The sequence below is a fragment of the Streptomyces sp. f51 genome, from assembly GCF_037940415.1.
Classification (GTDB): domain Bacteria; phylum Actinomycetota; class Actinomycetes; order Streptomycetales; family Streptomycetaceae; genus Streptomyces.
In genome coordinates this window covers 7,711,146-7,732,622 of sequence record NZ_CP149798.1, presented here as the reverse complement: position 1 = coordinate 7,732,622, position 21,477 = coordinate 7,711,146, and the positions used below count along the sequence as shown (strand labels likewise).

Sequence of the window (21,477 nt, the reverse complement as noted above, 5' to 3'; positions counted from 1 at the left end):
GGGGCCGGGGCCGTCCGAGGGGTACGTCACTCGACCGGTTCGGCGCCCGCCCTCAGCAGGCCGTAGGTGTACGCGTCCTCCAGGGCCTGCCAGGACGCTGCGATGACGTTGTCGGCCACGCCGACCGTGGACCACTCCCCCGTGCCGTCCGTGGTGGAGATCAGGACGCGGGTCGTGGACTGGGTGCCGTGCCTGGCCTCCAGGATGCGGCCCTTGTAGTCGACCACGCCGAGGCGGGCGAGCTGGGGGTAGATCTGTTCCAGGCCGACGCGCAGGGCGCGGTCCAGGGCGTTGACCGGGCCGTTGCCCTCCGCTGCGGCGACGATGCGCTCGCCCTTGGCCCACAGTTTCACCGTGACCTCGTTGACGTGGCTGCCGTCGGGACGTTCCTCCAGGATGGCCCGCCAGGACTCGACCCGGAAGTAGCGCAGCGGCCTGCCCTCGACCTCGGCGCGCAGCAGGAGTTCGAAGGAGGCGTCGGCGGCTTCGTAGGTGTAGCCCTTGAGTTCGCGTTCCTTGACGCGTTCCACGACCCTTCCTACGAGTTCGCGGTCGCCGCCGAGGTCGATGCCGAGCTCCTTGCCCTTGAGCTCGATGGAGGCGCGGCCGGCCATGTCGGAGACCAGCATCCGCAGCCGGTTGCCGACGAGTTCGGGGTCGATGTGCTGGTAGAGGTCGGGGTCGACCTTAATGGCGGAGGCGTGCAGGCCCGCCTTGTGCGCGAAGGCGGAGACACCGACGTAGGGCTGGTGGGTGGAGGGGGTGAGGTTGACGACCTCGGCGATCGCGTGGGAGATGCGGGTGGTCTCGCGGAGCCTGCCCGGAGGCAGGACCTTCCTCGCGTACTTCAGCTCCAGCGCGGCGACCACGGGGAAGAGGTCGGCGTTGCCGACGCGTTCGCCGTAGCCGTTGGCGGTGCACTGGACGTGGGTGGCGCCGGCGTCGACCGCGGCCAGGGTGTTGGCGACCGCGCAGCCGGTGTCGTCCTGGGCGTGGATGCCGAGGCGGGCGCCGGTGTCCGCGAGCACCGTCTGTACGGTCGCCTGGACCTGGGCGGGGAGCATGCCGCCGTTGGTGTCGCACAGCACGACCACGTCGGCTCCGGCCTCGTGCGCGGCCCGGACCACGGACTTCGCGTAGGCGGGGTTCGCGCGGTAGCCGTCGAAGAAGTGCTCGCAGTCCACGAACACCCGCCGGCCCTGCGCGACCAGGTGGGAGACGGTGTCGCGGACCATCTCCAGGTTCTCCTCCAGCGTGGTGCGCAGCGCCAGCTCCACATGCCGGTCGTGCGCCTTGGCGACCAGCGTGATCACCGGGGCGCCGGAGTCCAGGAGCGCCTTGACCTGAAGGTCCTCGCTCGCCCGGGCGCCGGGTCTGCGGGTGGCGCCGAAGGCGACGAGCTTGGCGTGTCGCAGGTCGAGTTCGCTGCGGGCGCGGGCGAAGAACTCGGTGTCGCGGGGGTTGGCGCCGGGCCAGCCGCCCTCGATGAAGCCCACCCCGAAGTCGTCCAGGTGCCGCGCGATGGCCAGCTTGTCGGCGACCGTGAGGTTGATGCCCTCGCGCTGCGCGCCGTCGCGCAGCGTCGTGTCGAAGACGTGGAAGAGATCGTCGAGTTCGCCGGTGCCGTTCCCGGTGTGTTCGCTCGCGCTGATGCTCATGCCGACCATCTCCTGTTCGGGATCTCGGTCCACCGGGACGACCGGCTGCACCGTCCATCTATGCCCCCTCACGCTCGGTTCCCGGTCGAGGATGGGCACAGGGGCCAGTGGGAGGACCGTGGGCGCCCAGGGCACGAGCTTCTCTGGTGCTCTTCGAGCGTTCCTCGTTCGCGACCGTCCACCATGGCCGCCAACGCCCCTGGTCCCGCCGACCCTTGAGGCCGCGGGCGGCAACCGTCTGGAGAACCGTGCCCCTCGTCCGTCCGCCCCGGAGTCCGGCGTCGCCTGCGTCGCGGGCGAGGTGGCCGCTACGGCCTCCGTTTCGATCGCGGAGCTGGTACAGCGCCGTTCCCGGCGGCCGCTGCGGATGCTGCGCCGGGCGTTTCGTCATCGTGTGGGGCGCGGTCCAGCCGGACGGATGCCGGGGCGCGGGTGCCTCGCCGAGTGAGATAGAAGGGCGGCATGGATGCTGCCGCACTTGAACAGATGCTTGACGAGATCTTCGATCACGCTGTCGTACACCACGGATACACCAACTACATGCGCGACTACGAAGTCATCGTCTACGTGACGGCTGATCCCCGTACCGGCATCACGCCGTCCTACCTGCGGTACCTCTTCAGGTGCTGCGTTGAGGCGCGGTGCGAGACGTCAGTGCCGGCGGAAACCTGGCGGGTCTCTTTGGACGACCGGCTCATCGACCACGAAACCGGTGTCGACCTCGACGGATACGTCTGGGGCGTGAAGTGGCACTGCCTCTGCCCGGGAGCCAATCTTCTCCCCGAGTCGGAGGCCACCCGACGCTGGTCGAACGCCCTCGGGATCGAATTCCACGAGGTACGCATCGAGACCAACGCGCACAACCTGACCTTGCTCTTCTCCGACCTTCAGGTGAGCGAGGTCCCCATTGGATATGCGCCGTTCGTCACCGAATAGGGATCAGAGTTCCTGTGCTTGCGACGGGAATGCCGCCGCTCCTACGCGACCCAGCAGTAGACGCCCTGCCCCTGACGACAAGCACTGCTGACGAGCGTGGCCAGATCGCTCATGATCCTGTCGGCGATCTCCACGTCGATGATCTCGCCCTCCTTCGCACGGAGCTGAACCCATGAGGCAGCGATCTCACGCAACCTGGGGCGCTCGGCATCCGCCAGCGCGGTCGACAGACCGGGCGATATCGCGAAGACGACGCATCCGCCGTGGTTGTCTTCGGCGAGGATGCGCGGCTCGCCGGCTTCGACGAGATCCTCGAAGTCGCCGCCGGCAAGAAGGCATTCCCACTCGACCACCGCTTCCTCAGGATCGAATTTACCAAAGGAGAGCGACTCGAAGGCCGGGCCTGGTCCGGTCTGGAAGGTCGAAGTCGCTGCTGTGTCGTCCGGCGCCACGAAGAACTTGACGATGATGCTCACCCGGGCATCATCCCCGGCTGCCCGCACGCATGATCGGCCGGGCAGGTCCTGGTTGTGCCGTCTCATGGCAGCGGTTCCCCGCGGTCAGGTCCGGCGGGCGTGGGAGGTGAGGCGGGCGGCCAGTGCGGTGACCAGGTCTCGTAGTTCGTCGGGGCGTTCGATGACGAACGGCCGGTCGAGTGCGGCGAGCAGTGGGGGCAGCCAGTCGAGGCGCTCCGCGCGCAGCTCGACGCGCATCCAGCGCTCGGCGGCCGGGTCCTCGACCGCCGCCGGCTCGTACTCCTCCAGCTCCTCCAAGCTCGCGACGCTGGCGGGAAAGTGGGCGCGGATCTGTTCGGTCGTCCCCTGGATCCGCAGGGTCACCTCGTGGCGGTACTCGGCCGTGGCGAACCCGGACAGGAGGCGCTGGGCCGGGCCGGGGCCCGCGGGTGCTTCGAAGGAGCCGGGCAGGGTCCGCGCGTCCTCGATGCGGTCGAGGCGGAAGGTCCGGTCCTCGCCGATCCCGGCGTCCTCGCCCGTGACGTACCACCGGCCCGCGTGGGCGACGATCCCGTACGCGTGCAGGGTGCGTTCGCCGCGCCGCCCGTCGCGTCCGGTGTAGCGGATCGAGACCGGCCGATGGTGGCGCACCGCGTCGGCCAGGGTGAGCAGGACCTCGGCGTCCGGGGTGTCCGCCTCGCCGGGCCGGTCCGTGAAGGCGAGCGCCTCCGCCAGGGCGTCGAGCCGGCGGGCGAGGTGCCGGGGCAGCACCCGCCGGATCTTCGCCGACGCCGTCTCGCTCGCCGTGCGCTGCGCCGTCGTCATCCCTGCCCGGCGGCCGGCGACCAGGCCGAGCAGGACGGCCAGCGCCTCCTCGTCGCTGAGCATGAGCGGCGGCAGGCGGTACCCGGGGGCGAGGCGGTAGCCGCCGTAGCGGCCGCGCACCGACTCCACGGGCACGTCCAGGTCGATCAGCTGGTCCACGTACCGCCGCACGGTGCGCCCCTCGACGCCGAGCCGGCCGGCCAGTTCGGCCACCGTCCGGGTGCCGCCCGACTGCAACAGCTCCAGGAGTGTCAGCACGCGGGCGGTGGGTCGGGACATGTGCCCAACCTAGCGCGCATACCGGACCGGTTCTGTCCCCTATTCGTCCTAGCCTGCGCAGTGCACGCCTCCAGAACGGCCAAGGAGTGATCCCCATGGACTTCGTCTCGATCCGCATCATCACCGGCGACGTGGCACGCCTCGTCGCGTTCTACGAGCGGGCCACGGGGGCGCGGGCGACGTGGGCCACCGAGGACTTCGCCGAACTCAGGACCTCGGGCGCCACCCTCGCGATCGCCGGCACCCGCACCGTCCCGCTGTTCGCCCCGGGCTCCGCGCGCCCGGCGGACAACCACAGCGTGATCACCGAGTTCCTCGTCGACGACGTGGACCGCGTCCACCGGGACCTGGCCGGTTTCGTCACCGACGTCGTCGCCGGTCCCACGACGATGCCCTGGGGCAACCGGTCGCTGCTGTTCCGTGACCCCGACGGCAACCTCGTCAACTTCTTCACCCCCGTCACCCCGGCGGCCGTCGAGAAGTTCGCCCGCTGAGGGGAAGCCGGGGGGAAGGGCTCACTGCGGCTGGTTGCCGTGTTTGCGGGAGGGCTGGTCCACGTACTTGGTGCGCAGCATGTCGAGGGCGTCGATGAGTCTGGTCCGGGTCTCGGCGGGGTCGATGACGTCGTCCACCAGGCCGCGTTCGGCGGCGTAGTAGGGGTGCATGAGCTGTTCCCGGTACTCCTTGATGTGCTGGCGGCGGGCGGCCTCGGGGTCGTGGGCGGCGGCGATCTCGCGCCGGAAGACGACGCCCGCCGCGCCCTCGGCGCCCATGACCGCGATCTCGTTGCCGGGCCAGGCCAGTGACAGGTCCGAGCCGATGGAGCGGGAGTCCATGACGATGTAGGCGCCGCCGTAGGCCTTGCGCAGGATCAGCTGGATACGGGGGACGGTCGCGTTGCAGTAGGCGTAGAGGAGTTTCGCGCCGTGCCGGATGATGCCGCCGTGTTCCTGGCCGACGCCGGGCAGGAAGCCGGGCACGTCGACGAGGGTGACGAGCGGGATGTTGAAGGCGTCGCACAGCTGCACGAAGCGGGCCGCCTTCTCGCTGCCCTTGATGTCGAGGACTCCGGCGAGGGCTGCGGGCTGGTTGGCGACGATGCCGACCGCGTGGCCGTCCAGCCTCGCGAGGGCGCACACGACGTTGGGTGCCCAGGCCTCGTGCACCTCGAAGAAGTCGCCGGTGTCGACGAACTCCTCGATGACCGCGCGCATGTCGTAGGCGCGTTTCTCGTCGGCGGGCACCAGGTCGAGCAGGGCCGGGGTGAGCCGGTCGGGCCGGTCGGCGGCGGGCTCGGAGGGTGGCTGTTCGCGGTTGTTGGCGGGCAGGAAGGACAGCAGGTAGCGGACGTCGGCGAGGCAGCTCTCCTCGTCGTCGTAGGCGAAGTGGGCGACTCCGGACAGGGTGGTGTGGGCGTCGGCGCCGCCGAGTTCGTCGTGGCTGATCCTCTCCCCGGTGACGGCGTGGACGACGTCGGGGCCGGTGATGAACATCTGCGAGGTGCCGCGCACCATGAACACGAAGTCGGTCAGGGCCGGGGAGTAGGCCGCGCCGCCCGCGCAGGGGCCCATCATCACGCTGATCTGCGGGATGACCCCGGAGTTGCGGACGTTGCGCTGGAAGATGCCGCCGTAGCCGGCGAGCGCGGTCACGCCTTCCTGGATGCGTGCTCCGGCGCCGTCGCACAGGCCCACGATCGGGGCCCCCGCCGTGGCGGCCATGTCCATGATCTTATGGATCTTCTCGGCGTGCGCCTCGCCGAGGGAGCCGCCGAAGATACGGAAGTCGTGGGCGTAGGCGAAGACGGTACGGCCGAAGACGCGGCCCCAGGCGGTGACCACACCGTCGGTCCAGGGGCGCCTGTCCTCCAGGCCGAAGCCGCTGGCCCGGTGTCTGCGCAGTCCCTCGACCTCGGTGAACCGGCCGTCGTCGAAGAGGAGTTGGAGGCGTTCGCGGGCGGTGAGCTTGCCCTTGGCGTGCTGCGCCTCGGTGGCCTTGTCGCTGGGTCCCCGGCGCATCTCGGCGCGTACGGCCTCGAGTTCGGCGACCGTGCCGCGCCGCTGCCCGACCGGCGTTTCGTCCAGGGCGGTCATGAGAGTCCCTCCGGCCGTCGTGATCAGCCATCCGAGCGATGGGCCGAACGCCAGCGTCCGGCAGGCGACTTGAAGCCGGTTGGAGCGCCGGACGACGGCCGCCGAGGATGGGGCCGGGCGCTCCAGCGGCGCTCGAGGCCGCGTCGAGTGGAGCGTGTCAGGGTCGGGGTCGTGAGCTCCGATGCGGATGGTCATGAGCCTTCTTGGAGCGCCGAAGGGCCCCGCCGGTGTCCCCACCCATCCCCCGAGGGCGCCGGCGGGTTTCCTGCCGGTGCGCTGTCCAAGGGGGTTGGTGCGGCAGCGGCGGTCGTGGGGCCGCAGCGGGCGAGGCGACCTAAGCGGGCGCGGTGGCCGCAGCGGTTGCGGTGGCCGAAGCGGGCGTGCGGCTGAAGCGGTCGCGGTGGCCGTCGCGGGCGCGGTGGCTGCCGGACTCGCAGCATGGCTCATTTCGGTGCCATCAATGGCCCACCCGTGATGCCATGTACATGCCATAGTGGTGTCACGTAAACGGAGCGACGCCGGGTACGGCGTACGACACGAAGGAGCCCCCCACCATGTCCGTCACCCTCAGCGACCAGGACAAGCTCACCCTGCGGACCGCCGCCTACGGCGCCGTGACGCTGATGGCCGCGGCCGCCGGCGCCGACTCCCCGCACAAGGTGGCCACCCAGGGCAGCATCGCCCTGACCACCGGCACCGGCCTGGTCGGCCATGTGCTGGCGGAGAAGTCCTCCCCGGTCGGGGACCTGAGCGGCAAGTCCGCGGCCGAGATCGCCGACCGTGTCCTGCCCGCCCTGACCGCCGCCGTGCAGCTGCTGAAGAAGCAGGCGCCCGAGGAGGCCGACAACTTCCGCAGCACCGTCCTGGTCGCCGTCGAGGCGTCGGCCCGCAGCCCCAAGGGCGGCCCCGGCCCCACCCTCACCGCGACCGCCGGCAAGATCACCGCCGCCCTCGACGCCGCCTGACACACGACCCGGCACCGGTTCACCCGGGCGCCGCTCCCCCGTCCTGCACCCTGGCTCCGCCGGAGAACCCTCCGGCGGAGCCAGGGTGTCTTCGCGTGCCGCCGTACGCCCCGTTCGCCGTACGCCTCGCCGCCGTACGTCCCGCGTACCTCCCGCGCATGTCCCGCCGCCGCGTGTCCCGTCGGCGCATGTCCCGTCGGCGCGTGTCCCGCCGGCGGGACATGGCAAGCGCGACCGCCAACAGCCGCGCACCGGTGATGAGTTGCCTTGAACCGCTCCTTCGCGTGGGTGAGCGTGGAGGCAGCCAATGCCGTGACAGGCGCAGCGGATTGAGGGGGCACACGTGGGACACACCGGCACGGACACGGATGTGGTGATCGCGGGCGCCGGGCCCACGGGCCTGATGCTCGCCTGCGAACTGCGGCTGGCGGGCGCCGACGTGATCGTGGTCGAACGGCTCGCACAGCGCTCGGGCGAGTCGCGGGCCGGCGGGATCCACTCGCGCACCCTGGAGGTGCTGGACCAGCGCGGGATCCTGGACCGCTTCCTGGACGAGGGGCAGCTCCAGCCGGTGGGCCACTTCTCCGGCCTCTACCTCGACTTCGACGAGTCGGAGTCACGCCACCCCTACCCACTGATGATCCTCCAGTCCGCCATCGAGCGGCTCCTGGAGGAGTGGGCCGCCGAGCTCGGCGTGCAGGTGCGCCGCGGGTGCGAGGTGAGCGGGATCGGCCAGGACGAGAACGGTGTGAGCGTCGAGACCGGCGGGGAGCATGAGGCGCCCGCGACGCTGCGCGCCCGCTATCTGGTGGGCTGCGACGGCGGGCGCAGCACGGTGCGCAGGCTGGCGGGGATCGGTTTTCCCGGCACCGAGGCGACGATGACGGCGCTGATCGGTGACGTCGAACTCCCCGATCTGCCCGAGGACTACGTCTGGGTGCGGCGCACGCCCGCCGGCGACTACTCGGCGATCGCGTTCGAGCCGGGCTGGCACCGGGTGATCACCTCGGAGTTCGACCGGGTCGCGGACCGCGAGGAGAGCGTGACGTTCGAGCGGCTGCGCGAGTCCCTGATACGGGTCGCGGGCACCGACTTCGGCATGCGCAACCCGCGCTGGGTCTCCCGGTTCAACGACGCGGCACGGCAGGCCGACCGGTACCGCAAGGGGCGGGTACTGCTCGCCGGGGACGCGGCGCACATCCACTTCCCGGCCGGCGGGCAGGGGCTGAACATGGGGGTGCAGGACGCGGTCAACCTCGGCTGGAAGCTCGGCTCGGTGGTGCGCGGGCTGGCGCCGGAGAGTCTGCTGGACAGCTATCACGCCGAGCGGCATCCGGTCGGGGAGCGGGTGCTGCACAACACCCGGGCGCAGTCGGCGCTGGTGCGTCCCGGGCCGCAGACGGACGCGCTGCGCGAGGTGTTCGGCTCCCTGATGGTGTTCGACGAGGTCAACCAGTACCTGCGGCACCTGCTGACGGCGCTGGACATCCGCTACCCCGTCGACGGCGACCACCCGCTGACCGGGCGCCGGGTCCCGGACGCCGACCTGAAGGGCGCCGACGGCGCCACCCGGGTCCATGAGCTGCTGCACGCCGGCCGCCCGGTCCTGCTCGACCTGACCGGCGGCGCGCGGACGGCTGCGGCCGCCGCGGGCTGGGCCGGCCGGGTGGACGTGGTCGAGGCGCGCAGCGAGGACGACACCTGGATCGTCCCGGCTCTCGGCGAGATCCCCGCGCCCGCCGCGCTGCTGATCCGCCCCGACGGCCACGTCGCCTGGGCGGCCGAGGACGGCACCGCGCCCGTCACCGGCGGTCTCCGGGCCGCCCTGGAGACCTGGTTCGGCCCGGCCCCGCGGGGCTGAGCGGCCCTCTGCCCGAAACGAACACCGGCCGGATCCCGTCAGTGGACGGGCCGGCCGTGACGACCCCGACGAAGGGACAACCGACAGTGAACAGCACGTGGTTGCGACGCTTCACCACGACCGCGGCGGACGGGCCGCGGCTCGTGTGCTTCCCGCACGCGGGAGGCTCCGCGACGGCGTTCAAGGACCTGGCGCGCGCACTGCACCCGCACGTCGACGTGCTGTGCGTGCAGTACCCGGGGCGCCAGGACCGTTACCGCGAGGAGCCGTTCACGGCGCTGGCGCCGCTCGCGGAGGCGGTGACGGACGAGCTGGCCGGTGAACTGGCCGCGGACGGGCGGCCGTACGCCCTGTTCGGGCACAGCATGGGCTCGCTGGTGGCGTTCGAGACGGCCCGGCTGCTCGCCCGGCGTCAACTGCCCGCCCCGCAGCGGGTGTTCTTCTCCGGCCGGGGCGGTCCGGACCTGCGCGACAGCGCCTACGACCTGTACGACGACGCCGACATGCTGGCCGAGGTGCGGCGCCTCGGCGGTACCGACCAGTCGATGCTCGACGACCCCGACATCCTGGAGCTGGTGCTGCCGGCGCTGCGGGCCGACTACCGCATCCTGGGCACCTATCGCGCCCCTGCGGGCGTCCCGCTCACGGCCCCGGTGACCGCCCTGATCGGGGACAGCGACCCGATCGCGTCGGTCGAGGACGCCCACACCTGGCGGGAGCACACCACCGGCGACTTCACGGTGAAGGTGTTCCCCGGCGGCCACTTCTACCTCTTCGACCAGCTCGACCGCGTCGCCACCGCCGTCACCGAGGACCTGCTCACCAGCACCACCGTCTCCTGACCGGCGCCCGGCGGACGCCGGGACACGACCAGGGAGGAGGGGCCCGGGGTCGACCCCGGGCCCCTCCTCCCTGGTCGTGTCCCGGTGCACGGGCCGGGCGGGCGGGTTCGGGTTATCGTCGCCCGATGCCTGAAGCTCCCGAGAAGTTCGACGCCGCGATGACCACCTGGCAGGAATGGCAGGACGCCCCCTGGGGCCGGCTGCGGTACGCGGTCGTCGAGGCGAACCTCGCCCGTCGTCTCGACAGCCTGGGCGGCGGCCCGTTGCGGATACTCGACCTCGCCGGCGGTGACGGCGGCGACACGATACGTCTGGCCGCCCACGGGCATCACGTCACCGTCGTCGACTACGCGCCCGCCATGCTCGCCGCCGCGACCGAGCGGGCCTCGGCGGCCGGCCTGACGGAGCTGGTCACCTGCGTGCACGCCGACGTCACCGCCCTGCCCGCCCATATCCGCGAGGGGGCGTTCGACGTGGTCCTGTGCCACGGTCTTCTCCCGTACGTGGACGACGTGCCGGGCGTCCTCGCCGCGGCGCTGGCCCCCCTCAGGCCCGGCGGGCTGTTCTCGGTGATGGCCATCAACCGTCACTCGGCCGCCCTGAACATCGCCGTGCGCGAGACCGACCCCGCCGCCGCGCTGGCCGCGCTCGGCACGGACCGGTCCCGGACCCGGATGTTCGACTCGGCGATGACGCTGCATACGGCAGAGGAGATCATCCCCGTGCTGCGGGGCCTCGGCTGCGAGGACGTACGGCACTACGGCATCCGCAGCTTCTGCGACTACATCACCGACGACGCGCGGAAGTACGACCCGGCGTTCTACGCCGACCTGGAACGGCTGGAACTCGCCACGACCGCGCGGCCGCCCTACATGCACACCGCCCGGCTCTTCCAGCTGACCGCCCAGAAGCAGGACGACTGAACCCGGGCCGTGAGCAACGGGCTCAGGTGTACGTGGGAAAGCCCCGGCCGGTCTTCCTGCCCGGGCGGCCTGCTTCGACCGGGCGGAGCAGGAGGGGCGGGGTGCGTGGATCGTGAGGGTGAGCGGGGCGTCCGAAATCGTTCCGGGGGGAGCGCTCAGCGGCCCTCTTCCGGTGCCGACCTGCGGTCGGAGAGGCGGTCCTGGTCGGTGGTCTCGCCGGTGCGGGCCTCGGTGCGGTGGCCGCGTGCCAGATAGTCCCGGACGATCAGCTCGACGGCGTCCTGCGGACTTCTGGTACCGGCCAGCAGCATGACCTCGATCGCCAGATCACTGTCCAGGCTGATCGTCACCTTCGCCATGGCACCCCCCGCCGTCCCCTGAAGAACTCCCCGCGCAGCCTAGCGTCCGGCAGCGCCCGGGAGACTGGAGAACGGGTTCAGGCGTACGTGTGGAAGCCCCGGCCGGTCTTCTTGCCGAGGTGGCCTGCTTCGACCAGGCTGAGCAGGAGGGGCGGGGGTGCGTAGAGGGGTTCCTTGAACTCCTCGTACATGGCCTGGGCGATGGAGACGGTGGTGTCCAGGCCGATGAGGTCGGCGAGGCGCAGGGGGCCCATCGGGTGGGCGCAGCCCTGGGTCATGCCCTGGTCGATGGTCTCGGCCGTCGCGAGGCCGGACTCGACCATGCGGATCGCGGACAGCAGGTAGGGGAACAGCAGGGCGTTGACGAGGAACCCGGCCCGGTCGGGGGCGGCGATCGGCTGCTTGCCCAGGGTGTCGCGGACGAAGACCAGGGCCCGTTCGGCGACCGTCGCCTCCGTCAGGACGGAGGGGACGAGCTCGACAAGGGGCAGGGCGGGCACGGGGTTGAAGAAGTGGATGCCGAGGACCTGGCCGGGGCGCCGGGTGGCGGAGGCGAGCCGTACGACGGGCAGGGAGGAGGTGTTGGTGGCCAGGATCGCGTCGGGGTCCTCGACGGTCTTGTCGAGGGTGGCGAACAGGTCCCGTTTGAGCTGCTCGTCCTCCTTGACGGCCTCGACGACCAGTTGGCGGTCCGCGAGGTCGGCGAGGTCGCGGGTGAAGGACACCCGGTCCAGGGCCGCGTCGCGTTCCTGCCCGGTCAGCCGGCCCTTGGCCACGGCCCGCTCCAGGGAGGCGGCCAGGCGCTGCGGCGCGGTGCGCAGTGAGGTCTCGGAGAACACCGCGACCTTCACGTCGAGCCCGCGTTTGGCGCACAGTTCGGCGATGCCGGTGCCCATGATGCCGCTGCCGGCGACGCCCACCCGCTCGATGCCGGGCGTGGCGCTGTGTGTGGACGTGGTCATGCGGGGGTCCCCCAGTTCAGAAGTGTCGCTCCGATCGACATGCCGCCGCCGAATCCGGCGAGCAGGACCAGGTCGCCCGTTTTGAGGGCGCCGGTGCGGTTGGCCTCGTCGAGGGCGACCGGTACGGAGGCGCTGCCGACGTTGCCGTACCTGATGAGCGTGCGGTGGGTGTGCGCGGCGCCCAGGCCGGTGCGTTCGACGACCTCGCCGAGCATCACGCCGTTGGCCTGGTGCGGTACGAAGTGGTCGACGGCGCCGATGTCGACGCCGGCTCTGCGGGCGAGGGCGAGGAGTGCGGGCGGGACGTGCTCGGCGACGAAGTCCCGTACGCCGCGGCCGTCCATCCTGAAGTAGTGGGCGCCCTCGGCGACGGTCGCGGCGGAGGCGGGCCTGCGGCTGCCGCCTGCCTCGACGCGGATCAGGTGGTGGGCGTCGCCGCGGCTGGAGAGGTCGGTGGCGATGATCCCGTGCGGTTCGGGGACGGTGCCGACGATGGCGGCGCCGGCGCCGTCGGCGAACAGGATCGCGGTCCTGTGGTCGGTGAAGTCCAGGATCCGCGAGTAGACGTCGGCGCCGATCACCAGGATGCGGGCGTCGGGGTTCACGCCGACCAGGCTGTGGGCCAGCGCCAGGGCGTAGACGAAGCCGCTGCATACGACGTTGATGTCGAGGCAGGCCGCCCCGTAGGCGCCGAGGCCGTGCTGGACGAGGTAGGAGGTGGGCGGTTGCGGGAAGTCGCCGGTGGAGGTCGAGACGATGATGTGGTCGATCTGATCGGCTGTCAGTCCGGCCTGTTCCAGGGCGCGTTCGGCTGCTTTCACGGCGAGGTCGGAGGTCGCCTCGTGGTCGGCGGCGTAGCGCCGGGACCTGATCTGTGTCTTGCGTTCGATCCATTCCGCGCTGACGCCGACGCGTTCGGCGATCTCCTCGTTGCCGACCTCGTGCTTGGGCAGGTAGGAGCCGGTGGAGAGTATGCCGATCCCCATGTCAGGACACCTCCGCCACCGGATCGGGTGCGCCGGGGCGCAGCGGGTTGAGGCGGGCGACGCCGAGCTGTTCGCGCAGCGCGGGGTCGGTGACGCCGAGTCCTTCCTCGGGGGCCAGGCACAGGACGCCGACCTTGCCGATGTGCTGGTTGTTCTGGACCCGCCGTGCGGCCTCGCCCACGTCCTTGAGGGGGAAGACCTCGGACAGGACGGGTGAGAGGTGGCCGAGCTGGAAGAGCCGGTTGCACTCGGCCTGTTCCTGGAGGTTGGCGGCGTGGCTGCCGATGACCCGTTTGAGGTTCATCCACAGGTAGCGGTTGTCGAAGTGGTGGTCGTAGCCGGTGCTGGAGCCGCAGGTGACGACGGTGCCGCCCTTGCGGACGACGAACACCGAGATCCCGAAGGTGGCCCGGCCGACGTAGTCGAAGACGACGTGCGGGTCCTCGCCGACCTGCCGGCGGATCTCCCGTCCCAGCCGTTTGCCCAGCTCGATGGTGCGCTCGGGGGTGAGCGCGTCGTCGCCGCCCAGGCCGATGTCGTTGCGGTTGATGATCACGTCGCAGCCCAGGCGGCGCAGTGCCTCGGCCTTGCGCTCGGAGCCGACGACGCCGATGGCGATGCCGCCGGCGTTCTTGACCATCTGGACCGCGAACGCGCCGAGGCCGCCGGTGGCACCCCAGATCAGGACGATGTCGCCCTGCTTGATCCGGGCGCCGTTGGCGCCGACGAGCATCCGGTAGGAGGTGGCCGCGGTCAGCAGCACGCCCGCCGACTCCTCCCAGGTCAAGTGGGCCGGTTTGGGCAGGAGTTGGCTGGCGCGGACCACCGCGTAGTGGGCGAGGGAGCCGAAGTTGGTCTCGTAGCCCCAGATCTTCTGTCCCTGGCCGAGCATGGCGTCGGCGTGGGTCGCCGGTTCCTGTTCGTCGACCTGGACGCAGCTGACGACGACGTGGTCGCCCGGCTTCCAGTGCCGCACGCCGGCGCCGGCGCGGACGACGACGCCGGAGGCGTCCGAGCCGACCTGGTGGTGGGGCAGGTCGTGGCGGGCGGCCCAACCGCCCTGGCGGGCACCGCGCTTGAGGAACTCGAACGTGGGCACCGGCTCGAACGTCGCCGACCACACGGTGTTGTAGTTGATGGAGCTCGCCATGACGGCGACGACCACCTCGTCCGGCGCGATGTCCGGCATGGGGACCTGCCCGACGTGCAGCGACTTGCGGACGTCGTTGTCCGCCACGCCGTCGAACATGCCGAGGTCCGCGGCGAGCAGGTGCGCCGCCTCGTAGGTCGGGGGGAGTTCGTGCCGCCCGAGTTCTTCCGGGCCGGCCCCGGACAGCAGGGCCTGTGTCAGAGAGTCCATGATTCTTTTCCTTCGCCTTCCGCCGTGCCGAACCGTGCTGACCGGGCCGGGCCGTGCCCGGCGTCGAAGGCCCCTGGCGTCGAGGACCCCGGCATCCGGGGCCCCGGCGTCACAGGACCGCGCCCTCCTTCGTGCGCCTGCGCAGGCTCGGCCTGCTGGACCGGCCGAGGTCCTTCCACATGTCCGACAGGCCGGTGACGGTCCGCGCCGCGAACAGGCGGCGGATGGACACCTCCTGCTTCAGCTCCGCGCGGATCAGGCCGACCAGGCGGATCGCGCGCAGCGAGTTGCCGCCGAGGTCGAAGAAGTCCTCGTCGATGCCGACCCGGTCCACTTCGAGGACCTCGGCGAACGCCTCGGCGAGGATCCGTTCGGTGTCGTTGCGCGGTGCGCGGTAGGTGTCCGGCTCGGTGACGGGCTCGGGCAGGGCGGCCCGGTCGACCCGGCCGGCCGCCGTCACCGGCAGCCGCTCCAGCACGGTGAACAGGGCCGGGACCGCGGACTCCGGGAGCCGCTTCGCGGCGAAGGCGCGCAGTTCGTCGCCGGACACGCTGCGGCCGTCGGCCGGGACGACGTAGGCCACCAGGCGTGGCTGCCCGGTGTCGTCCGGCCTGGCGGCGACGACCGCGTGGGCGAGGGCGGGATGCCCGGACAGCACCTCCTCGGCCTCGGCCGGATCGACGCGGACACCGCGTACGTCGGCCTGGGTGCCGGCGTCGGCCACGTGCTCGATGAGTCCGTCGGCGCCCCGGCGCACCCGGTCGCCGGTGCGGTGCATGAGTGCGCCGGGCGGGCCGAAGGGGCAGGGCAGGAAGCGTTCCGCGGTGCGTGCGGGGCGGCCGAGGTATCCGCGGGCCACACCGGGCCCGGCCACGTACAGCTCGCCGGTGACGCCGGCGGGGACGGGAGCCAGGCCCGGACCCAGGACGTAGAGGCGGGTGTTGTCCGCCGGGCGGCCGAGGGTGCCCGCGCGGTGCTGCGGCTCGTGGGCGCCCAGGCGGCCGGCCGCGGCGAACAGGCCGGCTTCCGCGGGGCCGTGGCCGGTCACGACCGTCAGCTCGGGGCAGGCCTCGCGGACACGGCGCAGCGCGGCCGCGGGCACACGGTCCCCTCCGGTGAACACCTCGCGCAGTCCGGCCAGGGCGGCGGGGCGCCCGGCGGCGATCGCGGCGAACAGCGCGGCGGGCAGCCACACGGCGGTGAGGTCGTGTGCGGTACGCGCCCGGGTCAGTGCGTCGGCGTCGAGTTCGCCGGGCGGGGCGACGACCACGCGGCCGCCGTTGAGCAGGGGCGCCCACAGTTCGAGGGCGAGGGTGTCGGAGGTGGGCGGGGTGTGCCACAGCACGCTGCCGCCGGTGGCGTCCCGCCAGGTGCGGTCCAGGGCGAGCCGGGCCAGGTTGCGGTGCGTGATGCCGACGGCGGCGGGGGCGCCGGCCGCCGGTGACGCGGGCGTCACGGCGAGGAGGGTGTCGGGGTGCGGGAGCGGGGCGGCCGGGGCCGCATCGCCGCTGGCCGCGGCGGCAGCTGTCCCGGCGACGGTCGCGGTCCCGGTGCCATCGATGACGGCGGCGGTCTCGGTGGCCGTCGGGGCGCTGAGGTCGCCGGTGGCCGCGGCGGCAGTGGCAGCGGTCCCGGTGGCGGCCGTCCCGGTGGCCGTCGGGGCGGTGAGGTCGCCGGTGGTCCCGGCGGCAGTGGCAGCGGTTCCAGTGGCGGCCGTCCCGGTGGCCGTCGGGGCGCTGAGGTCGCCGGTGGCCGCGGCGGCAGTGGCAGCGGTCCCGGTGGCGGCCGTCTCGCTGGCGGCCGTCGCAATGGCCGTCGGGGCGGTGAGGTCGGCCAGGACGAGTGCCGGGATGCCGAGGCCGGCGGAGAGTGTCTGGGCGGTCGTCGCGTCGGTGAGCAGGGTGTGCGCGGCGGCGTCGCCGGTCACGAGCTTGGCGTGGGCCGTGGGCAGCGCCGGGTCGAGGGGCAGGTAGGCGCCGCCCGCCTTCACCACGCCCAGCAGGGCGACGGCCAGGTCCACCGACCGTTCCAGTGCCACCGCCACGACCGTGTCGGGGCCGACGCCGTGGCCGCGCAGGACCTCGGCCAGCCGGTTCGAGCGCTCGTCCAGTTCCCGGTAGGTGAGGGTGCCGCCTCCGGACTCCAGGGCGACGGCGTCGGGGGCCGACTGGACGCGCTGGGAGAAGAGTTGAGGGACCGTCAGGAGGGGCAGCGGGGTGCCGGTGTCGTCCGGTGCCGTCAGCACCCGCTCCCGGCCGGCGCCGGTGAGCGCGTCCACTGCGCCGGCCCGCAGGTCGCCGTCGGCCGCCACGGCCCGGATGTGGGCGGTCAACTCCTCACCGATGAACCGCAGTTCGGCACGGTCGTAGAGGCGTGCGGGGGCGTCGAGGCGGATGTAGAGGTCGCTGTCTGCGCTGCCGTCGGTGTAGACGCCGATGGACAGTTCGTCGAAGGAGCCGGTGGTTCCGCCGAGGTAGCGGGCCGGCAGGTCGCCGAAGCGCAGCTGCTCGACGAACTCGACGACGTTCATGACGGCGCCGAAGCTGCCGCGGTCGCTCAGGGCGGTTCCGCTCGCGCGCTGGATGTCGGAGTAGTGGCAGGCGGTGTGGCCGGAGATCTCGTACGTCTCGTCGACGACGGCGTCGGCCAGGTCGGTGAAGGTGGCGTCCAGCGGGACCTTCACCCGCACGGGGACGACGTTCACCGCGAGGCCGGGTGTCCTGCTCGCGACGCCGGCCCGGTTGCCGACGGCCAGGGAGAGCAGGAACTCGGGGCGGTCGCAGCGGTGGCGGACGTACAGGGCCGCGGCGGCGGTCAGCATCGTGGACGTCCACACGCCCATGGCCTTGGCGGCCTCGGTCCAGGCGTCGGCCTCGGCGCGCGGGACGGTCAGGGTGCGGCTGACCATGCCGATGGGCTCGGTCAGTTCGCCCCAGCGGTCGGCGCTGCTCATCGGTTCGGCGAGTGCGGCGCGCTCGGTGTCGGCGAGTGCGACGCGCGGGAGCTGTGCGGGGGCGGGGGCGTCGGCGAGGTAGTCGCGCCAGAAGCCGGTGTCCTCGGTGAACCGCGGGGAGGCGAGGTAGTCGGCGGCCTCGGCGGTGAACGACTCGGCGTCCCACGGGTGCGGCGGGGCGGGGGCCTCCTCGCCCCGCGCCAGCGCCGTGTAGACCTCGGCGAGGCGCCTGGAGAGCAGGCCGCCGGTGCCGAAGCCGTCCGAGACGAGGTGGTGGTAGGCGATCACCACCAGGGAGCGGGCCGGTGCGAGGGTGACGACGCCCATCCGGAACAGCAGGTCGTGTCCGAGGTCGAAGGGCTTGCGGATCAGGTCGGCCAGCGCCTCGCGCGCGGCCTGCTCGGGGTCGGCGGCGGCGGACAGGTCGAGGTGGAAGGGCCGCCAGTCCCCCAGCTCGCGCGGTGTCAGGCGCAGTCCCTCGCCGTCGTCGGCGAAGGTGACGCGCAGGACCTCGGCCTCGTCCAGCACGTGCAGGAACGCGGATTCCATGACGGCCGCGTCGAGTTCACCGTCCACGTCCCACATGGTCAGCGCATGGTTCAGTGTGTCGGCAGACATTTCCTCCGCCAGCCACAGTCCTTTATGCGCGGACGAAGCAGCGAATGCACGCACACGGATCAACCCCTTGGAGAACAGGTCCGGGAACAGGTCCGGGAATCGGAGGAATTCGCGGATCACCTCACCTTCACGGAAGGTGAATCAGCAGGTCAAGACAACTTGGTACCGGGGCGGGACAAGCCGCTTTCTGGCTTGCGGTGTCCCGCCGGCGGGACATTTTCGAAAGGGCGGAGCCGGCCGGGTCGCCGGGCCGTTCAGCGTGTTGCGGGCTTGGCCAGCGAGGACACGATGTGCCGGGCGATGAGCCGCGGGGAGGGGTGGCGCAGCACCACGTTCGGCCGCAGCTTCAGGCCGGTCGAGGCGGTCAGGCGTTTGCTCAGGTCGGCCGACAGCATCGAGTCGAAGCCGATCTTCGTGAACTCGCCGTCGGGGTCGATGGACTGGCCGGAGGGGTGTCCCAGCACGACGGCGACCCGTTCCAGGACGTGGTCCAGGACGAGGGCCTGCGCTTCGTCGGGGACGAGTGCCACGATCCGCTGCGGCAGCGGAACGGCCTGGTCGTCGGCGACCGGCGGCTCCTGCACCGAGGTGTCGGCCGCCACGGCCGCGGTGGGCGCCGAGCTGAGCCAGTAGCGCTGCCGCTGGAAGGCGTAGGTCGGCAGGTCGACGCGCCGGCGCGTGGTGAACAGGGCGTCCCAGTCGACGCTCCCGCCCCGGACGTGGAGGGCGGCCAGCGAGGAGAGGACGGCCTCCACCTCGCCCCGGCCGCGCCGCGACGAGGACAGCACCAGCGCGTCGTCCAGGTCCTCGGTCATCTCCTGCACGGGGACGGTCAGCACGGGGTGCGGGCTCATCTCGACGAACACCCGGAACCCGTCTCCGGCCAGCTGCCGTACGGAGGATTCGAAGCGGACCTTCTCGCGCAGGTTCTCGTACCAATAGTCGGCGTCCAGCCGCGCGGTGTCGATGATTTCGCCGTACAGGGTCGAATAGAAAGGAAGTTCCGAGGATTTCGGTTTCACGTCGGACAGCGCGTCGATCACCGTGTCCCGTACGCGGGTCACTTGATGGGAATGCGAGGCGTAGTCGACTTTGATGCGCTGGGCCTGGGCGCCGTCGGCCTTCATCTTCTCGATGAATTCGTCGAGCGCGTCCGGTTCCCCGGACACGACCACCGAGCGGGGTCCGTTGACGACGGCGACGCTGATCCGTTCGCTCCACGGCTCCAGGTGCCGCTGCACCACCGCTTCGGACTCGGCGACGAACGCCATCCCGCCGTGTCCGATCAGTTCCACCAGGGCCTTGCTGCGCAGTGCCACGATCTTGGTGGCGTCGCGCAGGGACAGGGCGCCGCACACGTGGGCGGCGGCGATCTCGCCCTGGCTGTGGCCGATCACCGCGGACGGTTTCACGCCCCAGGACCGCCACAGGGCGGCCATGGACACCATCACCGAGAACAGGGCGGGCTGGACCACGTCGACCCGGTCCAGGGCCGGTGCGCCGTCGGCTCCGCGGATCACGTCGAGCAGCGACCAGTCGGTCCATTCGGACAGGGCGGCCGCGCACGCGTCGATGCTCCGCGCGAAGGCGGGGAAGGCCGCGTACAGTTCGCGGCCCATGCCGACCCACTGGGAGCCCTGTCCGGGGAACATGAAGGCGACGCCGCCGAGGTCGCCCGCGGTGCCGTCGACCACCGCGGCGGATTCCGTGCCCTCGCTCAACGCCGTGAGCGCGTCCAGGAGTTCGTTCTTGGTGCGGCCGAGGACCACCGCGCGGTGCTCGAAGCGTGAGCGGTGCGACAGCAGCGACCAGCCGGCCGCGGCGAGGTCCAGGCCGGTGTCGGCGGCGGCGAAGTCGCGGAGTTCGGCCGCCTGTTGGCGCAGGGCCTTGGCGGTCCTGCCCGACACCGTCCACGGCACCAGGCCGCCGACGACACCCGCCTCCGGGATGTGCCCGTCCGCCCGCTGCCCCGCCTGTTCCTGTGTCCCCTCCTGCGGGGCCTCCTCCAGGACGACGTGCGCGTTGGTGCCGCTGACGCCGAACGAGGACACCCCGGCCCGCCGGGGGCCGCCGGTACGGGGCCAGGGGCGGCCCTCGGCCAGGACCTGGACCGCGCCCGCGGTCCAGTCGACGTGGTGCGAGGGCTCGCCGACGTGCAGGGTCTTGGGCAGGTGGCCGTGGCGCATGGCCATCACGGTCTTGATGACCCCGCCGACGCCGGCGGCGGCCTGGGCGTGTCCGAGGTTCGACTTGAGGGATCCCAGCCACAGCGGCCTGTCCTGGTCCCGGTTTTGGCCGTAGGTGGCCAGCAGTGCGCCGGCCTCGATGGGGTCGCCCAGGACGGTGCCGGTGCCGTGGGCCTCGACCAGGTCCACCTCGGCGGGGGTGACGCCCGCGTTGGCCAGGGCCTTGCGGATCACCTTCTCCTGGGCGCGGCCGTTGGGGGCGGTGAGCCCGTTGCTGGCACCGTCCTGGTTGACCGCGGTGCCGCGGACGACGGCGAGCACCGGGTGGTTGTTGCGCCGGGCGTCGGAGAGGCGCTCCAGGAGGAGCACGCCCACGCCCTCGGCCCAGCCGGTGCCGTCGGCGCCGTCGGCGAAGGCCTTGCAGCGGCCGTCGGGCGAGAGGGCGGCCTGCCGGGAGAACTCCACGAACATCGCGGGCGTGGCCATCACCAGTGCCCCGCCGGCCAGGGCCAGGGAGCACTCCCCCGAGCGCAGGGACTGCACCGCGAGGTGGAGGGCGACCAGGGACGAGGAGCAGGCGGTGTCCACCGACACGGCGGGTCCGGTCAGGCCCAGTTCGTAGGCGACGCGGCCGGAGGCGACGCTCAGGGCGCTGCCGTAGAGCAGGTAGCCCTCCAGGTCCTTCTGGCCGCCTTCCAGGAAGCGCCAGCCGTACTCGGAGGAGCTGACCCCGGAGAAGACGCCGACCTCGGCGCCGCGGACCTCGGCGGGGACGATCCCGGCGCGTTCGAATGCCTCCCAGGAGGTCTCCAGGAGCAGGCGGTGGTGCGGGTCGACGGCCAGGGCCTCGCGGGGGCTGGTGCCGAAGAAGTCGGCGTCCCAGCCGGCGACGTCGGCCAGGAAGCCGCCCTGGCGGGTGTAGGCGTGGCCGGTGGCGTCGGGGTCGGGGTCGTAGACGTCGCGCCATCCGCGGTCCTCGGGGAAGCCGGCGATGACGTCGCGGCCCTCGCGGACCACGTCCCACAGTTCCTCGGGGGTCGTCACGCCTCCCGGGTAGCGGCAGGCCATGGCCACCACGGCGATCGGCTCGCCGCGGCCGGCCTTGAGGGCGTCGTTCTCCTGCCGGAGGCGGTCGCGTTCCTCCAGGAGTGTGCGCAGCGCCCGCTGGACCCGGTCCGCGCCGTCCGCCGTGCGTTCCGCGGAGTCGGTCATGCCA

Annotated in this window: 16 protein-coding genes; 6 read left to right on the top strand and 10 right to left on the bottom strand. The window is 72.1% G+C overall.

The features are described 5' to 3' along the window. Window positions 1-26: 26 nt before the first annotated feature. Window positions 27-1,658 (bottom strand): citramalate synthase, encoded by a 1,632-nt coding sequence (gene cimA, locus WJM95_RS33570; RefSeq protein WP_339134658.1) that lies wholly within the window; start codon window positions 1,656-1,658, stop codon window positions 27-29. A 462-nt stretch (window positions 1,659-2,120) separates the two neighbouring features. Between cimA and WJM95_RS33565 the strand changes: the two genes are divergently transcribed. Beyond that, a complete protein-coding gene (locus WJM95_RS33565; RefSeq protein ID WP_339134656.1) occupies window positions 2,121-2,594 on the top strand; it encodes a hypothetical protein in 474 nt (157 codons plus the stop codon). Window positions 2,595-2,635: 41 nt separating this feature from the next. On the opposite strand, the gene WJM95_RS33560 is transcribed toward WJM95_RS33565, so the two are convergent. After that, on the bottom strand, window positions 2,636-3,070 hold the full coding sequence (locus WJM95_RS33560) for a hypothetical protein (protein ID WP_339134654.1): 435 nt from the start codon (window positions 3,068-3,070) through the stop codon (window positions 2,636-2,638). Window positions 3,071-3,154: 84 nt separating this feature from the next. Then, window positions 3,155-4,153, bottom strand: coding sequence for a YafY family protein (locus tag WJM95_RS33555; protein WP_339134652.1), 999 nt, complete (start codon window positions 4,151-4,153; stop codon window positions 3,155-3,157). A gap of 95 nt (window positions 4,154-4,248) precedes the next feature. On the opposite strand from WJM95_RS33555, the gene WJM95_RS33550 reads away from it, so the two are divergent. Next, a complete protein-coding gene (locus WJM95_RS33550) occupies window positions 4,249-4,647 on the top strand; it encodes a VOC family protein (RefSeq protein ID WP_339134650.1) in 399 nt (132 codons plus the stop codon). Window positions 4,648-4,668: 21 nt separating this feature from the next. Here the strand turns inward: WJM95_RS33550 and WJM95_RS33545 are convergent, their stop codons facing one another. After that, window positions 4,669-6,246 carry an acyl-CoA carboxylase subunit beta gene (locus WJM95_RS33545; protein WP_339134648.1) on the bottom strand — a complete coding sequence of 526 codons (1,578 nt, stop codon included), beginning with the start codon at window positions 6,244-6,246 and terminating at the stop codon, window positions 4,669-4,671. Between the two features lie 554 nt (window positions 6,247-6,800). On the opposite strand from WJM95_RS33545, the gene WJM95_RS33540 reads away from it, so the two are divergent. From WJM95_RS33540 to WJM95_RS33525, 4 genes are all read left to right on the top strand, one after another. Beyond that, window positions 6,801-7,211, top strand: a complete 411-nt coding sequence (locus WJM95_RS33540) for a hypothetical protein (protein ID WP_339134646.1) — start codon at window positions 6,801-6,803, stop codon at window positions 7,209-7,211. A 343-nt stretch (window positions 7,212-7,554) separates the two neighbouring features. After that, window positions 7,555-9,072 (top strand): FAD-dependent monooxygenase, encoded by a 1,518-nt coding sequence (locus tag WJM95_RS33535; protein WP_339134644.1) that lies wholly within the window; start codon window positions 7,555-7,557, stop codon window positions 9,070-9,072. A gap of 86 nt (window positions 9,073-9,158) precedes the next feature. Continuing rightward, window positions 9,159-9,914, top strand: coding sequence for an alpha/beta fold hydrolase (locus WJM95_RS33530; RefSeq protein WP_339134642.1), 756 nt, complete (start codon window positions 9,159-9,161; stop codon window positions 9,912-9,914). A gap of 125 nt (window positions 9,915-10,039) precedes the next feature. Then, window positions 10,040-10,837, top strand: coding sequence for a methyltransferase domain-containing protein (locus WJM95_RS33525; RefSeq protein WP_339134640.1), 798 nt, complete (start codon window positions 10,040-10,042; stop codon window positions 10,835-10,837). A gap of 155 nt (window positions 10,838-10,992) precedes the next feature. Here the strand turns inward: WJM95_RS33525 and WJM95_RS33520 are convergent, their stop codons facing one another. From WJM95_RS33520 to WJM95_RS33495, 6 genes are all read right to left on the bottom strand, one after another. Next, window positions 10,993-11,196, bottom strand: coding sequence for a hypothetical protein (locus WJM95_RS33520; RefSeq protein WP_339134638.1), 204 nt, complete (start codon window positions 11,194-11,196; stop codon window positions 10,993-10,995). A gap of 77 nt (window positions 11,197-11,273) precedes the next feature. Then, window positions 11,274-12,158: a 3-hydroxybutyryl-CoA dehydrogenase gene (locus WJM95_RS33515; RefSeq protein ID WP_339134636.1), complete on the bottom strand. Its 885-nt coding sequence runs from the start codon at window positions 12,156-12,158 to the stop codon at window positions 11,274-11,276. Next, window positions 12,155-13,144, bottom strand: coding sequence for a ketoacyl-ACP synthase III (locus WJM95_RS33510; protein ID WP_339134634.1), 990 nt, complete (start codon window positions 13,142-13,144; stop codon window positions 12,155-12,157). Before WJM95_RS33510 ends, WJM95_RS33515 begins: the two co-directional genes overlap by 4 nt. Window position 13,145: 1 nt before the next feature. After that, a complete protein-coding gene (ccrA, locus tag WJM95_RS33505) occupies window positions 13,146-14,504 on the bottom strand; it encodes a crotonyl-CoA carboxylase/reductase (protein WP_339134632.1) in 1,359 nt (452 codons plus the stop codon). Between the two features lie 109 nt (window positions 14,505-14,613). Then, the gene (locus WJM95_RS33500; protein ID WP_339136010.1) at window positions 14,614-18,129 is read right to left on the bottom strand and encodes an AMP-binding protein; all 3,516 of its coding nucleotides are present in this window, start codon (window positions 18,127-18,129) and stop codon (window positions 14,614-14,616) included. A 200-nt stretch (window positions 18,130-18,329) separates the two neighbouring features. Continuing rightward, a complete protein-coding gene (locus WJM95_RS33495; protein ID WP_339134630.1) occupies window positions 18,330-21,473 on the bottom strand; it encodes an acyltransferase domain-containing protein in 3,144 nt (1,047 codons plus the stop codon). Window positions 21,474-21,477: the final 4 nt, after the last annotated feature.

What these genes read in the sequence shown, in the direction of transcription:
- ccrA (WP_339134632.1), bottom strand. Translation starts at nt 14,504, where the DNA reads ATGGACTCTCTGACACAGGCCCTGCTGTCCGGGGCCGGCCCGGAAGAA.
- WJM95_RS33565 (WP_339134656.1), top strand. Translation starts at nt 2,121, where the DNA reads ATGGATGCTGCCGCACTTGAACAGATGCTTGACGAGATCTTCGATCAC.
- WJM95_RS33555 (WP_339134652.1), bottom strand. Translation starts at nt 4,153, where the DNA reads ATGTCCCGACCCACCGCCCGCGTGCTGACACTCCTGGAGCTGTTGCAG.
- WJM95_RS33515 (WP_339134636.1), bottom strand. Translation starts at nt 12,158, where the DNA reads ATGACCACGTCCACACACAGCGCCACGCCCGGCATCGAGCGGGTGGGC.
- cimA (WP_339134658.1), bottom strand. Translation starts at nt 1,658, where the DNA reads ATGAGCATCAGCGCGAGCGAACACACCGGGAACGGCACCGGCGAACTC.
- WJM95_RS33525 (WP_339134640.1), top strand. Translation starts at nt 10,040, where the DNA reads ATGCCTGAAGCTCCCGAGAAGTTCGACGCCGCGATGACCACCTGGCAG.
- WJM95_RS33540 (WP_339134646.1), top strand. Translation starts at nt 6,801, where the DNA reads ATGTCCGTCACCCTCAGCGACCAGGACAAGCTCACCCTGCGGACCGCC.
- WJM95_RS33495 (WP_339134630.1), bottom strand. Translation starts at nt 21,473, where the DNA reads ATGACCGACTCCGCGGAACGCACGGCGGACGGCGCGGACCGGGTCCAG.
- WJM95_RS33520 (WP_339134638.1), bottom strand. Translation starts at nt 11,196, where the DNA reads ATGGCGAAGGTGACGATCAGCCTGGACAGTGATCTGGCGATCGAGGTC.
- WJM95_RS33545 (WP_339134648.1), bottom strand. Translation starts at nt 6,246, where the DNA reads ATGACCGCCCTGGACGAAACGCCGGTCGGGCAGCGGCGCGGCACGGTC.
- WJM95_RS33510 (WP_339134634.1), bottom strand. Translation starts at nt 13,144, where the DNA reads ATGGGGATCGGCATACTCTCCACCGGCTCCTACCTGCCCAAGCACGAG.
- WJM95_RS33550 (WP_339134650.1), top strand. Translation starts at nt 4,249, where the DNA reads ATGGACTTCGTCTCGATCCGCATCATCACCGGCGACGTGGCACGCCTC.